The sequence below is a fragment of the Sphingopyxis solisilvae genome, from assembly GCF_015475875.1.
Lineage (GTDB): Bacteria > Pseudomonadota > Alphaproteobacteria > Sphingomonadales > Sphingomonadaceae > Sphingopyxis > Sphingopyxis solisilvae.
The window spans coordinates 72757-88968 of sequence record NZ_JADKYM010000008.1 but is presented as its reverse complement, the minus strand read 5'-3'; the positions used below and the strand labels follow the sequence as shown (position 1 = coordinate 88968).

The 16212-nt window shown below is 61.8% G+C and carries 16 protein-coding genes and 1 pseudogene; 10 read left to right on the top strand and 7 right to left on the bottom strand.

What is annotated here, in order from left to right:
- Positions 1-2: 2 nt before the first annotated feature.
- Positions 3-698 carry a type 1 glutamine amidotransferase domain-containing protein gene (locus tag IR187_RS07785; RefSeq protein ID WP_194954041.1) on the bottom strand — a complete coding sequence of 232 codons (696 nt, stop codon included), beginning with the start codon at positions 696-698 and terminating at the stop codon, positions 3-5.
- 273 nt (positions 699-971) lie between these two features.
- Here IR187_RS07785 and IR187_RS07780 point away from each other — a divergent pair, with 273 nt between their 5' ends.
- Positions 972-1874, top strand: coding sequence for a LysR substrate-binding domain-containing protein (locus IR187_RS07780; RefSeq protein ID WP_194954040.1), 903 nt, complete (start codon positions 972-974; stop codon positions 1872-1874).
- Positions 1875-2116: 242 nt separating this feature from the next.
- On the opposite strand, the gene IR187_RS07775 is transcribed toward IR187_RS07780, so the two are convergent.
- Positions 2117-2866, bottom strand: a complete 750-nt coding sequence (locus IR187_RS07775) for an SDR family oxidoreductase (protein WP_194954039.1) — start codon at positions 2864-2866, stop codon at positions 2117-2119.
- Between the two features lie 94 nt (positions 2867-2960).
- Here IR187_RS07775 and IR187_RS07770 point away from each other — a divergent pair, with 94 nt between their 5' ends.
- From IR187_RS07770 to IR187_RS16735, 6 genes are all read left to right on the top strand, one after another.
- Entirely contained in the window at positions 2961-3863 is a 903-nt protein-coding gene (locus IR187_RS07770; RefSeq protein WP_194954038.1) for an AraC family transcriptional regulator, read from the top strand.
- 448 nt (positions 3864-4311) lie between these two features.
- Positions 4312-7140 carry a Z1 domain-containing protein gene (locus tag IR187_RS07765; protein ID WP_194954037.1) on the top strand — a complete coding sequence of 943 codons (2829 nt, stop codon included), beginning with the start codon at positions 4312-4314 and terminating at the stop codon, positions 7138-7140.
- Positions 7137-8150, top strand: a complete 1014-nt coding sequence (locus IR187_RS07760) for a PD-(D/E)XK motif protein (RefSeq protein ID WP_194954036.1) — start codon at positions 7137-7139, stop codon at positions 8148-8150. Before IR187_RS07765 ends, IR187_RS07760 begins: the two co-directional genes overlap by 4 nt.
- Positions 8135-9991, top strand: a complete 1857-nt coding sequence (locus tag IR187_RS07755; protein WP_194954035.1) for a hypothetical protein — start codon at positions 8135-8137, stop codon at positions 9989-9991. Before IR187_RS07760 ends, IR187_RS07755 begins: the two co-directional genes overlap by 16 nt.
- Positions 9991-10896: a hypothetical protein gene (locus IR187_RS07750; RefSeq protein ID WP_194954034.1), complete on the top strand. Its 906-nt coding sequence runs from the start codon at positions 9991-9993 to the stop codon at positions 10894-10896. Before IR187_RS07755 ends, IR187_RS07750 begins: the two co-directional genes overlap by 1 nt.
- Positions 10886-11638, top strand: coding sequence for a hypothetical protein (locus tag IR187_RS16735; protein ID WP_228765632.1), 753 nt, complete (start codon positions 10886-10888; stop codon positions 11636-11638). Before IR187_RS07750 ends, IR187_RS16735 begins: the two co-directional genes overlap by 11 nt.
- 300 nt (positions 11639-11938) lie before the next feature.
- Here the strand turns inward: IR187_RS16735 and IR187_RS17155 are convergent.
- Both IR187_RS17155 and IR187_RS07735 read right to left on the bottom strand, forming a co-directional pair.
- A pseudogene (locus IR187_RS17155) lies at positions 11939-12016 on the bottom strand (very short patch repair endonuclease); the annotation flags it as partial.
- Positions 12017-12179: 163 nt separating this feature from the next.
- Positions 12180-13757: a DNA cytosine methyltransferase gene (locus IR187_RS07735; RefSeq protein WP_324187661.1), complete on the bottom strand. Its 1578-nt coding sequence runs from the start codon at positions 13755-13757 to the stop codon at positions 12180-12182.
- 17 nt (positions 13758-13774) lie between these two features.
- Between IR187_RS07735 and IR187_RS07730 the strand changes: the two genes are divergently transcribed.
- Both IR187_RS07730 and IR187_RS07725 read left to right on the top strand, forming a co-directional pair.
- Complete coding sequence (locus IR187_RS07730) at positions 13775-14233, top strand: very short patch repair endonuclease (protein WP_194954031.1); 459 nt, start codon at positions 13775-13777, stop codon at positions 14231-14233.
- A 10-nt stretch (positions 14234-14243) separates the two neighbouring features.
- The gene (locus IR187_RS07725; protein WP_194954030.1) at positions 14244-14669 is read left to right on the top strand and encodes a hypothetical protein; all 426 of its coding nucleotides are present in this window, start codon (positions 14244-14246) and stop codon (positions 14667-14669) included.
- 42 nt (positions 14670-14711) lie between these two features.
- Here the strand turns inward: IR187_RS07725 and IR187_RS17150 are convergent, their stop codons facing one another.
- Positions 14712-14831, bottom strand: a complete 120-nt coding sequence (locus IR187_RS17150) for a DUF6961 family protein (protein ID WP_407699077.1) — start codon at positions 14829-14831, stop codon at positions 14712-14714.
- Between the two features lie 160 nt (positions 14832-14991).
- Between IR187_RS17150 and IR187_RS16990 the strand changes: the two genes are divergently transcribed.
- Positions 14992-15114: a hypothetical protein gene (locus IR187_RS16990; RefSeq protein WP_267463763.1), complete on the top strand. Its 123-nt coding sequence runs from the start codon at positions 14992-14994 to the stop codon at positions 15112-15114.
- Between the two features lie 22 nt (positions 15115-15136).
- On the opposite strand, the gene IR187_RS07720 is transcribed toward IR187_RS16990, so the two are convergent.
- Together IR187_RS07720 and IR187_RS07715 are read right to left on the bottom strand one after the other, a co-directional pair.
- Positions 15137-15373 (bottom strand): DUF5818 domain-containing protein, encoded by a 237-nt coding sequence (locus tag IR187_RS07720; RefSeq protein WP_194954029.1) that lies wholly within the window; start codon positions 15371-15373, stop codon positions 15137-15139.
- Between the two features lie 74 nt (positions 15374-15447).
- The gene (locus tag IR187_RS07715) at positions 15448-16110 is read right to left on the bottom strand and encodes a thermonuclease family protein (protein WP_194954028.1); all 663 of its coding nucleotides are present in this window, start codon (positions 16108-16110) and stop codon (positions 15448-15450) included.
- Positions 16111-16212: the final 102 nt, after the last annotated feature.

Here is a 16212-nt window from a genome sequence, read left to right as displayed (position 1 = left end):
GTTTAACGGAGAGCCGCCAGAACGGCCTCGGCCAGCGGCAGGCTGGAGGCCGGGTTCTGACCCGTCAGCAGATTGCCATCGCGCACAACATGGGCGCCCCAATTGGGACCCTTTTCATAGCGTGCCCCCAACTTGCGCAGCGTGTCGGCCAGCAGCCAGGGTGCGTTGTCGGCGGTCCCGAGCTCGACTTCCTCCTCGTCGCTGAACGATGTCATCGCGCGTCCGGCGAACGGCCAGCTCCCGTCGGGTGCGCGGGTGGCCAGCAGCGCGGCCTGACCGTGGCAGACGGGGGCGATAAGGATGCCGGCACGATCGGCCTCGACGAGGATGCGGCCCATGTCGGCATCCTTGTAAAGATCCTCGACGGGGCCATGTCCTCCGGGAATGACGATCGCGTCGTAGCGACGGCCATCGATATCTGCGAGGACGAGCGGACTGGTGAGCCGGTCAGCAATACTGTCGAGATAGGTACGAAAATGCTCGACATTATCCTGGCCGACGACGTCGGGGTTCATGCTGTGCGGGTCGATCTTCGGCGCGACGCCGCCCGGCGTGGCGATATCGACGGTGCAGCCTTCGGCAAGGAACTTCTCGTCCATCACGACGAATTCTTCGGCCCACACGCCGCTTTCATATTTGGAACCGTCGGCGCGGGTCCAGGTGTCGGCAGCCGACAGAACTATCAGAATCTTGGTCATTGCTCTTCTCCTAACAGCGGTTCTGCGAAAGCGATCAGCCCCGGGGTCGGGGAAACGGGCACGGGACGGATCTGCCGAGAGGCATGTCGGCCAACCGCACGTGGTCCATCGGCGCACGAACGGCATCGTGCACGCCAACAATCCGTAATGCGGTGGCTTATTCATTCCTCAGAGGCAGGCCTGCCTCATGCTCGGTGACCGTCAGATATGTCATGAGACAGCGGCCCACAAAGACTTTGCTTCTGGGTCAGTCATGCCTATGAGGCATAGCTAATGGAACTGCGCCATCTTCGCTATTTCGTGGCCGTGGCCGAAACGGGCAGCCTCACCGAGGCCGCCGAGAAGAGGCTGCATACGTCGCAACCTTCCCTCAGCCGCCAATTGAGAGATCTTGAGGCCGAGGTCGGCGCCGAGCTTTTTGTCCGCGGGCCGCGCGGGATCGCGCTGACGCAAGCGGGGACTGTATTTCTCGATCACGCCCGGCTTGCGCTCGCGCAGGCGGGCGAAGCCATCGCCGCGGCGCGGCGCGCGGTACGGCCTGTCAAGGCGAGCTTCGCCGTCGGCTTCCTGACGGGGCATGAGGTCGAGTGGCTGCGACACGTCACAAGCCTGCTGCGCGACGAACTCCAGGCGACCGACTTCCGTGTCACGAGCGACTTCTCGCCGGCGATCGGGGCTGCGGTCCAGCGCGGCGAGATCGATCTCGGGTTCTCGCGGATCGAGCCGCAGCCAAATGTGACCTACAAGGTCATCGACTATGAGCCGATCCTCGTCATCCTGCCGCGCAAGCATCCGCTCGCGGCAAAACCCAGAATCGATCCGCGCGAGATCGATCCCGCTTCTTTCATCGGCTACTCCGACACGCCGCATGTGCTCAGGGATATCGTCGCACGCTATTTCCGCGAACGCGGGCTTGCGATGACACCGACGCACTTCCTCGACGGCTATGCGACGGGGATATCCCTCGTGGCATCGACCCAAGGGGTCACGCTCCTACCCGCCTATGTCGAAGCGCTGCTCCCGGCCTCGTTGGTCAGCCGGCCGCTTATCGAGAACGGGCCGGTGATCGAGGTCGCTGCGGGGTACCGGGCAGATAATCCATCGCCCGTTCTGGCGGCGTTCCTGCGCAATATTGACCGCCTGGCGTCGGCGCGGCGGGCCGAGCGAGAGGTCTAGCTTCATCGCGTCTCGCGCGACCCTTCAAGCTAGCTGACGTTCCGGGAATTCAATGTTGTCGGATTGTTTCATTGCGCCCAGGGATGCGACGGCTGCTTCTCGCGAGCCAAATCTGGAAGCTGACCGTCTGAAAGCGGCCAGTTGATACATTTTACTGCTAACCTATCGAGAAAACGAACGGGCGCGCACGTATTCCGGAACCCTGATGTTAGTGACGCCGTCCCAACCATGCATCTGTTCCCTCAATACGCTCCGGCGAGCGCTCGGGCATCGTGGCCTGCCGGAAAGCGCAATTGCCCCCCAGTGTCATGAACGGCGTTCCACACAGCTTCGGCAACATCGCTCTCTTGCGTCGTCAGGGTCGGCGCTGCGAACGCTTCCATGATAGGATGGGCGAAGGCGGCATAGGTTTCGGGGATGAGCTGATCGACCGGCATGATGGCATTGGCGCCAAACCGCGTGGTCGGTGCGTAACCGGGCTCCACCAGTTTCGCGCGGATGCCGAAATGAGCCAGTTCATGCGCCAGCGAACCGGTGAATCCCTCGATCGCCTGTTTGCTCGCCGTATATGCCGCGGCCAAGGGGAAGGCGCCAAGCGTGACGCTCGAGGTCACGTTGACGATTGTGCCCGCGCGGCGCGTCCGCATTTGCGGGATAACTGCCTGACACATGGCCATCACGCCGATCGTGTTCGTTTCGAAGAGTTGGCGTACCAGCGCCATCGGCGTCGCTTCGAACGCGCCTACCGCGCCAATGCCGGCATTGTTGACCAGCACGTCGATGGGGCCGGCGGCCTTGATCAGCGATGCAATGCTGTTGGCGTCCGTCACGTCGAGCGGCAAGACGCGAAGCCGGCTGGTCTCGGCTTCGAACGCGGCAGCTTGCGGGCGGCGCATCGTGGCGATGACATGCCAGCCTTCGTTCAAGAAATGCTCGGCGATGGCCTTGCCATAGCCTGATGAGGTACCGGTGATGAGGATGGTGTCGGTCATTGTCTGTCTCCTTGAACGTCGGTCACCAGGAGATAGACAGGCAAGTCAATACGATATATAATCAAATATCCAATAATAGTTACGGATCGTCCAAATGGATCCCTTGAGTGATGTCGTCTCCCTGCTGCGCCCAGACGCGGCCGTCTCCAAACCCATCTCCGGCAAGGGGGCATGGGGGGTTCGCTATGCCGCCCATGATGCACCCGGCTTCACCATCGTTCTAGCCGGGAGTGCCTGGCTGACGTTCGCAGGCGAGGCGCCGCTTCTTCTGATGCCGGGCGATTTCCTTCTCCTTCCGACGACGCCTGCTTTTACGCTGAGCAGCGAACCGGGCATCCGGTGCGATTCTGTCGAACCGCGCGTCGAGCCTGTCCGCTATGGCGATGGGGAAGGGGAGCCCGATTTCGTCGCGCTCGGCGGCAGCTTCGCATTCGATCGGGTGAACGCACCGCTGCTCCTTGCCTTGCTCCCGGGCCGCATCCATATTCCCGCATCGCAGGGCAGGGCGACGCGCTTCGGACGGCTCATTGACCTGCTCGCCGAGGAATGCGCTGCCGATCGTCCTGGCAAGGACCTGCTCCTCCGGCGGATGCTGGAGGCCCTGCTGATCGAGGCGCTGCGCTGGCAGAGCGTTTTGACGGATGGCGCGGCCGCGGGTCTGTTGAACGGCATGCGCGATCCGGGGCTCGCCCGCGCGCTGGGGGCGATCCACGCAGACGTCCGCGCGGGTTGGACGGTCGGCGGCCTCGCCGCCGTCGCCGGCATGTCGCGCTCGGCATTCTCGGCCCGGTTTGGAGAGGTTATGGGCTGCCCGCCTATCGAATATCTGGCGCGCTGGCGAATGGCGATCGCAAAGCAGGCGCTCGCAGAAGGCGCCAAATCGCTCGATCGGATTGCGGACGAAATCGGCTATGAATCGGCCAGCGCGTTCAGTACGGCATTTCGTAAACGACAGGGCTGTCCACCCGGGAAATTCGCCAGAGAGGCGGCCGCTTAAGTGAAAATCTGCTCCTGGTCTTGAGGGTAATCGCTGTCTTTGGCGCGACCTGCGTCTGGGCACGTTCTGACAAATTCGTATGAGGTCAGATTAAACGCGGTGGGTCCAGCCTACGAGGATGGAGCGGGAATGGCAGCTATAGCCCCGTGTCTCTTCGAAACCTGCCAGTCCGTAACCGGCCAAAAACGGACCTTTGCTTCGAGGACTGCGCACACCAGCAGAAGGTATGGCGACGCTTCCTGAGAATTATGTCAAGGTAGGTCCAGACTGGATCAGATCGATCCGCGTGCCGTATTGACCGCACTTGAGATGCGCGGCGGAGGCGACGGAAAACGTTTCAGCGAACACAGCTGTATGTTTTGGCAGACGATTGACATTTGTCTTCCAAAATGGAATGTGCATCTGCAACAACGGACGGCGGCCCAGTCAAGCAGATCACGGAGAGAAAATGTCCCTTCCCACCCTTCTCAAGAAATTGCGCGCCGGAACGGGCGAATCGCTTCAGCAAGTCGCTGATAAGATCGGCGCTTCGAAAGCATATCTATCGGAACTCGAGCGCGGGATCGCTTCCAATCCTGGTATCGACATCCTGAAGGCATTGGCCGCGAACTACGGTGTTTCGGTAGCATCGCTCATCGGTGAAGCGGATGCACCGCCTCTCCCCCCCCCCGCCGCCGGACAGGTCGAAGCTTGGGTGACAAACATCCGTAAGGAACAGGCTGCCGGCTTGGACCTCGAAACGGCCGCACACGAAGCGCGTGCCTCGTTCGAGCGCTTCCTCGGGCCGCTGGACGCACAGCATGAAGCGAACTGGAAGGCTGCCGTCGCAGAGCTCGAGTCCGCCTACGAGAAGAAGATCGAATTCCTCGGCAACTATTCGCTGCGCAAGCCGCGTCGTCCGCACTGGTACGACGGCCCGCGCGCGGGGGACCAGCACTGGCCCAAACTGGAGTCTTACCTCCTCACGAGGAAGAAGTGGCCGAAGGAGACCGTTGAAAGCATCGACGCAACGTCAACGGAGGTCGTCTCTCTGCTCGAGAACCCTGGGCAATCGGAGTTCCGTGGTCGCGGCCTGGTGGTAGGGTACGTGCAGAGCGGCAAGACGGCGAACATGGAGGCCGTGATCGCCAAGGCTGTGGACGCAGGCTATCGCTTTGTCATCGTCCTGACGGGCATGACCAACTCTCTACGCAGGCAGACGCAGGACAGGCTCGAACTCGATCTGCTCGACCGAAACAAGTATGGCTGGCACCTCCACACGACGAGCGATACCGATTTTCACAAGCCGGCCAGCAAGTGGTTCTCGATCATGGATGCCGTGCAGATCGCCGCGGTAAAGAAGAACGTGGCGCCGCTCGATGCACTGCTAGCTACGATCCAGAAGACGCCCCCCACCCATCGCGCGCGCATGCCTGTACTGATCATCGACGACGAGTGCGACCAGGCCGGCGTCAACGCGACCGGCAGTCAATACAACATGACCGCCATCAACGAACGGATTCGCAGGATCCTCGCCGCACTGCCGAAGGCCCAGTATGTCGGCTACACGGCGACACCGTTTGCCAACGTGTTGATCAATCCGGAGAAGCCGACGGGCGGTCTGGACGACCTCTACCCTGAGGACTTCATCACCGACCTGCCGAAGCCCGACGGCTATTTCGGTCCGGAGAGCCTGTTCGGCAGGGACGCCATCGAGGCCGACGAGGAAACCCCCGAAGAAGCCGGACTGGACATGATCCGGGACGTGCCCGACGCAGACGTACCGCTGGTACGGCCGCCGTCGGCGAAGGATCGACTCACGTTCGAACCGGCTATCCCGGGCTCCCTAGCGGATTCCCTGTGCTACTTCCTGCTCGCGACAGCCTGCCGGTACGTGCGAGGTCAGTCCGCCGACCACAGCTCGATGCTCGTGCACACCACGGTCTACACGCACCCCCATCACGCGCTCGCCGACAAGATCAGCGACTGGAAAGCTGAAATCGCGGCAAAACTAGCGAAGGACGACAAGACCGTCCTGAAACGGCTCGAGAAGCTCTGGCACGACGAAACAGCTAGGGTGGATGCGTCCCGCTTCGAGCTGGCGCCTGTGTCCTTCGCAGCCGTCCGCGAGCAGCTCGGGCAGGTACTCGCTGACATCGAGATCGTCGTCGAGAACAGCGACAGTGAGACGCGCCTCGACTACACGAAAGGGCCCAAAAAATACATCGTGGTCGGCGGCTCGGTCCTAGCACGCGGCCTTACCATCGAGGGGCTGGTGGTCAGCTACTTCGTCCGGTCGTCTAACCAGTATGATACCCTTCTCCAGATGGGGCGCTGGTTCGGCTTTCGTCTCGGCTATGCGGACCTTCCCCGCATCTGGATGACCGATGACCTGCAGGGTGCCTTTCGCGACCTCGCCTCTGTCGAAGCGGAAATCCGCGCCGATATCCAGCAGTACCGCAAGCGTGACATAACGCCGGCAGACTTCTCGATCCGCGTGCGGCGGATTCCGGGCATGGCGATCACTGCAGCGAAGAAGATGTACGCCGCGCAGGCATGCGATGTCAGCTTCTCCGGCGAGCATCTCCAGACCATCCGTTTTCCGCACCGGGATAAGGATACGCTCGACCACAACTGGACGGCGGCCTCCAGGCTGATAGACGCGGCCGCCGGCGAGGGCATCACGACGGTACCGCGTGGGCGGCTCATTACGGGAGTCACCTACGAGGACGCCATGGCGTTCCTCGAGAACTACCGGAGCGATCAGCGCGATCTCGTTTCGGGCAAGCTGCTCGAGTACATCCGCCTCGAGGCCGGAAGGGCAGATCAGCCCTACAAAACGTGGAATGTGGGCATCGTCGAGGCTGGCGGAAAGAACAAGTCCAACCTCCCGCTCGGCGCGTTCGGAAAGGTCGGTCTCGTCAATCGCGCCCGCCTCAAGGGTCTGACCCGGGATGGTCTTGCCGACATCAAGGGCCTGATGTCGCGCCAAGACCTGCTCATGGACGTGAACGGCAGCCCGGACGACCCCTCATGGGACTCAATCAAGGAGTTCCGGCAGGCGCAGGTGGGTGACCGTATCCCGCTTCTGCTGCTGTACGCGATCGACGCGAACTCGACGCCCAGGTCCGACAAGCTCCGCGAACCGCTGGACGCGGTGAGTGACATCCTGGCAGTCGGGCTGGCGCTTCCTGATCGCGGGACGAAGACCAGCTACGTCCGAGTGCCGATCGACCATGACGATGGTGAGGAAGAGGATGTCGAGGCGGACGTCGGCGCTGACGGGCAAGCCGCATGACGGACACGCTCGCCGGTGTAGGATGGAAGCGCCTGAGGGAGGAGACGGGTCGCAACAACGACCTAGGCGTCCCCTCCCTTGTCGTTGACGTCGAAGTCCGCGCTGGCCCGGTCAGGCTCGCGATCGGAACCGAGCGCGAAGCCCGGCTGCTCGTCCCGTTAATGCCGGGCGAGAGGTTCCCCGCAATCGACGACACGAACGGCCTTGAACTTCGCGACAGCGTCCTCCTTCAGCGAGGCTTGCCGGTCCGCTTCATCGACCTCACCTGTCGCGGTGAACGACTGGAGGCAGTGTTCGAGAAGGTAGTTGCCGACATAATCCGGCGCCTCGGCGCCGGGGGCGAGCCTGCCCGCGGTATCGAGGAAGCAATCACCGACTTCCGCAGCCTGCTGGTTGGCGCCAACCGCGATCGCCCGACGCTGGAGGTCGCGCTCGGGCTGCTCGGTGAGCTCGTGATCCTGAACCGGCTGCTGGCCGTCCGGAACGACGCTTGGGAACTCTGGCTCGGCCCGACGGGAGCTCGCCATGATTTCCGGGCCGGTGGCAGGGCGATCGAGGTCAAGACATCGCTACGGGCGCAATCGAGGACGATAGAGGTATCGGCAATCGACCAGTTGATGGCACCGCAGGATGGCTCCCTTCATCTCGCGCACCTCGTCCTAGAATTTGATGCGGCTGGCGAGCTGTCGATCCCGGGTGAGGCCGAGCATGCACTGCGTATTGCGAGCGACCCGGGCGCGGTGGCCGATCGTCTGGCGATGGTCGGATATGCTTCGGAGCTTGCCAATGACTGGACCGGATTTAGGTTCGGAATGCTTTCTACCGAATTCTATTCGGTGGCGGATGGTTTCCCGCGCCTCACCCCGGCCTCATTTGCCGAGGACCCGCTGCCCGCGGGCGTCAGCCACTTCCGGTACCGCGTCGATCTGGACTTCGCCTCCGGGTTCCGCGTGGCGGCGGCTTCCGTCGACGGCCTGCTCGAGGAGATTGTCGCATGCCTGAACCCCTGACCCTTCACGCGGAATGCTTCAAGGCTGCGGGAGGCATGACGGCCGACGGAATGAAGAAGCTCCTCGGCACGCCGGCACTAAGCTTGCTGGATACCGTGATCCGGGAGACTGTCCAGAATTCGTGGGATGCGAGACGGGAGGACTTCGGTGTCGGCTACCGTATTCGCCTGCGCGCACTCCGGCCGAAGGAACTCGCGATCCTGGAAGAGGAAGTGTTTGCCGAACTGCCTCCTCACCAGTCCTCCGCCATGGGTATCCGGGAGTTCCTCGATGCCGATCGCCAGGTGGTTATGGAGATTTCCGACTGGCAGACGGCGGGCCTCGGCGGACCGGTCCGGGCTGACCGTATTCCCGAACGGGGCGAAGCCAACGACTTCGTCAACTTCGTCCGGAACATGGGCGCGCGACGCGACGTCGCCGGAGGAGGCGGCACCTACGGATATGGCAAGAGCTCGCTCTATCAGCTGAGCCGGTGCAGCACCGTGCTGATCGACACCGTGACGCTTTCCTCTAAGGAGAAGCCCATCAATCGCTTCATTGCCTGCCACCTCGGCGAGGCCCGCGACATGAGGAAGCATGGTCGCCTGACTGGCCGCCACTGGTGGGGCACTGAAGTCGAAGACGAGGATGTGGTGGACCCGGTAACCGGGCAGCAGGCTGCTCGCCTTCGCCGGCTGCTGGGACTGCCCGACCGCGACGATGGCCTTACGGGAACCACGCTGGTCGTCCTGGATCCGGACTTCGACGACGGTCTTTCGCTGGAGGACATTGGCGCGCAAATACAGGAGGCGCTGCTTTGGTACTTCTGGCCAAAGATGCTGCCCGGACTTGACGGCGAATTGCCGATAGAGTTCGAGGTAGAGATCGACGGCGAGGTACTGCCGCTGCCGGCACCAGAGCAGTTTCCACCACTGGACCTGTTTGTCGAAGCCTATCGCTGCGTGAAGGATGGCGGCCCTAACCTGTACGACATCGATTCCGAGCGCCCCATACAGCACCTTGGGAAATGCTCAATCCGGCGCGGATTCCGGCAACCCCGCCGGTATCTGGTCCCGGAGGGCGAGAGCCTGCTGCCGTCGTCGAGTGCGCACATCGCCCTAATGCGGCCGGTCGAGCTTGTCGTGAAATATGTCGAGGGCACTCAGCTGCCGAGTGACACGGTCGAGTGGGCCGGGGTCTTCATATGTAATGATGACCCCGAGGTCGAACAGGCCTTCGCGGATGCCGAACCGCCGGCACATGACGACTGGATTCCGGATCAGATGCCAAAGAGCTGGGCGAAGACGTATGTACGGGTCGCCCTGTCTCGACTGAAATACCTTGCGACGTCATATGCCTATCCGGGGCCTGGCGCTGCCTCCGGAGGTTCGGAGCAACCTCCGCTTGCCCGGGCCGCAGACCGACTGGGCAACTGCATCCCGATATTCGGCAACACGCGCGCGGGGGGCGGACGTCCCGGCGGCGGTGTCGGTGGAGGTTCCGGAGGCCGGGGAGCGGGTCGGCGTCAATGGCACATCGGCGAACCTCGGTTCCGGAGGATCGAGGAAGGAACTGACGGTGTCGAGGCAGTATTTCAGATCGACGTCGCCAACAGCAGCGGCCATTCGCTGCGACTCGTCGCCACGCCTGCCGCAGTGATGGACGGCGCGCTCGCGGACGCCGAGGATGACGATCAGGATGTATCCTTCATATGCTGGGAGGACGAAGCGGGAACCCGACTGACGACTTCGACGGGGATCGTAGCCGCGTCAAACTCCGACACGACATTGTTCGCACGTATCGCTTTCCCCGACGATGGCGCGGCCGGAATCCGGGTGACCGCAACCGAGCAGGTTTCCTGATGGTCGAGATCGCATATCCGTACCTTCGCCCGGACGGCGATGCCGTCGTGGCGAGCCCTTGGCTCGCAACGCTCGACGGCGAGCCGTGCGTGATCGACAACCATCAGATCGAGCATTTCGATTATTCGGCGTCGCTCAGGATGGAGCGTCATGTGAGTGTGGACTTCGCCCGTGCTGCGGACGAGATTGGCATTGCTCCCGACAGCCTCCAGTTTCTCTGCATCGTCACGCAGGGCACCGGCAATCAACGTATTCCCCGAGGCCAGCAGATTGTCGTGCGCCAAGTGCTGGACGCAGAGCATCCTACCGCCAGTCTCGAAATCGCGGTTCATGGTCACGACGTGTCGCGATCGCTGAATCTGGCGACCGAGCTTGTTCTCCATTCGACCGGCTCGACAACCGGCCGCCTGTCGCCGAAGCATCGCGGGGCCCGGCTCTGGAAGGACAGCGTCCGCATCAGCGTCGATCCGGCGGGCATGCGCTTCCCGATGGAAACCGTTAGCTTTGCAGAGGCGTTTTCGGAAGGTCACCGGGATGCCCAATGGTTCCTTGACTGGTCGCCGCAGCATCTCGACCAAGAGTTCACGAGTTCTGTCCGCCTCTATCTTAATGAGGACCGTCCGGAGTTCGTGGAGGCGGTCCAGAACGAGGAGGACATTGTTCTGAGGATGCTCATCTGCTCGGTCGCCGGACAGATGATTCGCTCTGCGATCACGCTCGACCACTTCCCTCCCGACCCGGCCATCAGCACGCCAGGTTCGACGGGTTCGGTGATCGAGGCATGGATAAACCAGGCTTTCCCAGGACAATCGGTGGGCTCGGTGCGCACGCTCGCCGAAAACGATCCGGCGCGTTTCGACCTGTCGATCGGCGGCCTTTTCCAGGGAGAGCTCGATGCCGAATGACGTACGTCTCATGCCACGCCTCGACGAGATCGGAGTTCGCAGGCTGCTGGGCTCTCCGGACCTCCTGCGCGAGGGTACGATGGCCGAGCGCCTGGCGGCCGCAGCGAGCTCGATCACCCACGCGGCCAGCGGTGGATCGCGAGCGTCACAGGATGATCTCCAGACACTTCTCGATGGCCTGACCGCACTGGCAGTGCAGCATGGCTTTCCGAACAGCGGCGGGGCGACCGACCGGGCTGCCTTTGATGCAGCTTGCGGCGCCTGGCTGGGCGAAGGGGGCATTCTCCACAAAGCCGAGGCGATGCGGGACGACGTGTGGGCCTGCGTCGCGTGCTGCATTGCGCCCGGCATCGTCCTCTGGCGCTTCGAAAATGGGCATCCGGACCGCTTTCGCGGTGGAGTGCGGAACACGTTCCAGAGGCTCTGGCTCAGGGCTCGTGCGGTAGACCGCGGCGAGGATCACGAGGACAGGTGGGGTCTGCTTCGTGCCCTGTCCGAAGATGCTTCCGTGCAGATTACCGAAAGGCCCGGCATTGGCGCGGACTCGAATATTGCGCGCGCGCTGGCTGAAGCCTGGGTGGTGAGTTCAGCCCGTGTCGGCTCGAACCGCATGGAGCCGATCACGCGGCGCGCTGCGCGCATGATCCGGCGGGATAACGAGATCACCTGCCTCGGCGCGCTCGGCGAACAGGAGAGGCTGGCTCGAGTGCAGGGGTTCTTCGAAAGGGCAGAGAAAGCCTGAAAGGTTCCTGTCAGGGCACCAAGGCTGCGGGCCCGTCAGGAGAGCAGTGCCGGACCGGCTCCCGCGGGCTCCGTGGGGATTTCGAGCATCCCCTCGTCCGACTGCATCCACGTGAGGAGCACCCGTCACGACGTCGATGTTGCGGGCCTTGAGCGCGCATTCCCAGACGATCGCAACCGTCCAGCCGGCATCGCGCAGCAGCATCACGTTCCGCTTGTCCCTTTCGACGTTCGCACGGAACTTCGCATCCCAGAAGTCGGGACTGGTCGACAGTTTGGTTGCCAGGCGGCAATCCTCATGGAGATGCCAGAAGCAGCCTCGAACCTCGATGACGACGCGCCAGCGCGGAAGCATGATGTCAGGCCGGCCGGGTACGCCTCGAAGTTTTCGACGCCTGGTCTCAGTCGTTTCGCCACAACTCTACATGAACTCGATCTCTACGAGATGCCTTCCGGGAAGATCAGGGATATCCTTCCGAAGGAATTCCAGAAGTGGCTTTCATAGTAGGTGAAATCCACCTCATAGGCATTCTGCGAATTGTTCAATCGCGAGTGTTCGGTTCCAGCAGCGAATGGACGACCTTGGCGATCTGATGTGCGAGCAGAGGGGGCACTGCATTGCCGACCTGGACATATTGCTCGGTCCGGTTGCCCTCGAAGAAATAATTGTCGGGGAAGGTCTGAAGCCGGGCAGCTTCGCGAACGGTCAGACTTCGGCACTGCAGTGGGTCTGGATGGATGAAATAATGCCCGTCCTTCGAGATGTGACTCGTGATCGTGGTCGACGGCTCGTTCCAGAGCTGTACCCGAAACCTGTCTGCGAACTTTCCGCTTTCCCAGCTGCGGTGGTCCGGCGCGAGCGCGCGGGGATACTCGCTCGCCTTGGGCGAGCGATCGCGTCGCTCTGCGAAGGTGGCAGCGAAGGCGTAGCGCGCGAGGTCCGTGACCATGTGACCCCGTGTCTCGTGATTGGGCAGTGCCCGGAGACGATCGTCGATCAGCCAGTCGCTCAACCAGTTGTCACGAACCGCGGTGACGCGGCGATCACTGCGGGGCAGTTTCTCCTTGGCAGCTGCCAACGTAGCGCGGTGGGCATCCAGCGCGGTCCCTACCTCGTCCAGTTCGCCCGAACCTGCCTCTCTGCACGCGCGAGCGGCCGCCTCGAATGCGTCAACGGCAGCCGAACGCCAGGCACTTTCGGAATCGACCTGTCGGCTGAGCCCGCTGCGCAGCTTCGGCATGTCGCCAAGCACGTCCGCGACGCTGCGCGTACCCGTATCTGCAGAAAGCCAATGATTCATTAGGATGGATCGAGCGGCCAGTCTGTCCGAACGCATGCCAACAAGGATCACACGGTGTCGACGCTGCGGAATACCGTAGAGCTCGCTGCGGATTATATGCTCTCCGTGCCTCCCCCTCCCGTCAGAGACGAGCGGCAGAAGCGTGTATCCGTCAGGGGCGCCACCAGCATTCCGGAGATCGGCAAGCACCTTCGCGAAGATGCCCTCACCTTCGACCTTCGATGACAGGATGCCCTTGACGTTTTCCATGACGAAGGCGGCCGGGCGAAGGCGATCGAGAATCCGGATATATTCCCGATAGAGGAAGTGCCGATGATCGGCTGCAGCATCATATGCGCTGTTTCCGCGGTTTCGAGCTCGGCCAACAAGCGAATAGGCCTGACAGGGGGGGCCGCCAATCAATACGGTATCGTCATTCCCATTCGCCCGGATAGCGTCCAGTCGCTGGTCGATCTCCGCCTTCGCATTATCGGTCCCAAGTTCGAGAAGCGCAGTTTCGTTCTCGGCGGCTTTCCATTCTACATGGTGTGCCGCGATTAGCTCTTCGCGCGAGATCTCGCCGGCGATGTAGCGATAATAGGTATCGGGTATCCGGCGAAACTGCCGCGTGAACGCCCGAAGACGCAATGTCCGGAAAGCGGAAGGTTCCTTTTCTACCGAAAGGGCAATGTCGAATACGGGGCGGCCAGCGTTTCTGATCGACGAAAAGCCTTCGGCCAAGCCTCCCGGTCCGGCAAACAGATCCACGGTCTTGAAGATACGGCTCATCGTGACGAAATTTCCCTTCGCGACGTCCTCATACCAGGACGTGCCGAACACGCCAGGGAGAATACGGATTGGTCGACATTGTCGACGTTGCCACCAGATCAAGGATGATGGCCAATATCCGCGGCAAGGATACGAAGCCTGAACTGCTTTTACGCAAGGCCATGCATGCACGAGGCTTTCGCTTCCGGCTGCATGACAAACGTCTACCCGGCAGCCCCGACCTCGTATTTCCCCGCTACAGGGCAGCGGTTTTTGTTCACGGATGCTTCTGGCATCGTCACGAGGGTTGCCGGTTCGCGACGACACCCGCAACGAGACCCGAGTTCTGGGCCGAAAAATTTCAGGCCAACGTAGCGCGCGACAGAAAGCACGAAGCCGCCTTGCTCACCGCCAATTGGCGGGTTGCCATCGTATGGGAATGCGACATCAAAAGCTCGGATGCGACTACGGCTGACGAGCTCGCGAGCTGGCTCAAGACGGATCAATCGACCAGCATTATATCAGATGTGAAGAGGCGATCAGCGTAGGAGATCGAAAATGCAGTTTGTCGAGGCGTTCGAGCACCTAGGATATCATGTTGAAGCGCCGCGGCAGGATTGGAGTGCCGAAAACGACGATGGCGTTTGCATCTCCCTCTGGAAGAAGGAGGTAGGAACGCGCGATGGTCTCATGTGGATGAATACGGTGGTCCATGCCGACCCGATCGAGAATTGGGGCACCAAGTCCGGCAATACCAAACGCATCCGGCACCTTCGCCGAGCGCTGGAGGAGTTCGGGGGCCGCGTTGATGTCGTCATAGTAAGCGGCGAGCCTGGTGAAAGCTACGGCACGGCACAGCCGTGGGTAGCGAAGGATGGCCGCGCTGACACCTATTGGGAGATCACAGAGTTTGATGGCGACACAGGGCATTTCGAAGTGGTTCTCGTCAGACAAGTTCGAACTGCGCCCACGTCGCAAGATTGAGTCTCGAACACCCCATTGCCGAGCGAACTGATGTTCAGCGCTTCAGGTGAATTCCCCACGGTCCCTCTGCGATAGGTCGTTCAGGCGCGCGGCAATGGTCTTCCACATCTCTACACCGGCCGTGTCACCTTGCAGCGCAACAGCGCCAATTCGGTCCGCCACAAAAACCGCCGCCTGCGGTCAGTGCTGTCGTTCGACGGCAAGAGCACAGGCCCTAATATGCTGTTCAGGAGTAACTGATCCGTCGGGGGGCTTTTAGACTGGCGTCACGAGGCGCAAACTGGCGCTTTCCTACATTATTTCGCGCTGCCAAGCAGAGCGTATGCAAGAACGCGAACCGAAATGGCGTGACCGGGCGATCGCTATCGAATTCTGGATCGCGACCGCGTTGGTAGGAGGCTCATTCCTCGTCGGCGCCTGGCAGGCGCTTAAATATTTGTTCTAGGGGTGTAGGTGGCGCACAGGCACTACGCGCCGGCAGCGAGCGGCGAGGAAGCAAAATTGTCAGGCGCTACTCCGTCGACATCGACCAGGTCTTCACCCACCACGATGCCGGTAATGCGAACACGCTTTTCGATGTGGTCGACCGGAACGCGGTGCAAGTCGAGGCGCCACCGGCCGCCAAGGTCACGGCGAAGTGAAAAGCCACCCGCGTCACGGAGCAAGGTTCCCGTTTCTTCGATTCTCGTGCCGATCATCGTCATGTCGTTGGCCTACGCATAGTCGAAACACCGCGCCAGAAACTTTGGCTGAAGGCCATTCAACCCAGGCTAATCGCTCAGCGCCGCCGAAATGGCTCGCAAGCCACCCCGTCACCGTCGCCATCCATCTCTGGCCGATATCCAGGCTGACCGCGATAAAGGGGCGCTGCACCCGCTGCCCAAGCCGCACTACAATTGCGGTAATAGACGCCCCCGGGCGAAGGCGATGCGATCGGCTGGCGAGCGGTCGATACCGGCCGCTTCGGTTGATGCACTCTGGGATTGGCGGCCCGATAGTCGGCCGGCTGTTGAAAGTCTGAGTTCCAGATGCCGAGCTTCATTGCCTTGGCGCGCGCCTCGGCGCCGAGATAGCGATCACTAGATTGTGGCAACGCGACTGCAAGTCCCGCTTCGATCATGGCTTGGCCCAGATCTACCTGCCGCGCGGTGCAGGTGGCAACGATCCGGTCATAGCCATCAACATCGCGCTGCTCACACCGCAATTCCGCACCATTCACCAGCTGCGCCAATTTCGCGGACGCTTCTTTGCCGCATGCCCAGCTTTGCCCCTGACGCGAGCACGTTTGGTTAAGCTCGGGGGCATCGACGCCGTGCAAGCGGACAACGATCCCCGCCATGTCGAGGGAGTCGCCGTCCATCGCTCGCCCCGAGCCACTAATATACTGCGCGGATGCTGTAAGCGGCATCAGCGTCAGCCCGATTACGAGAAGCCATTTCATACGAAGCAATCTAGCGCGGCTAGCTTACCAATTTCTTGAGCAAGCTCTCGATCAATCGGCGCGCGGTTACCTTGAAGTAATTGTTGGGGTCTATCTCACTCG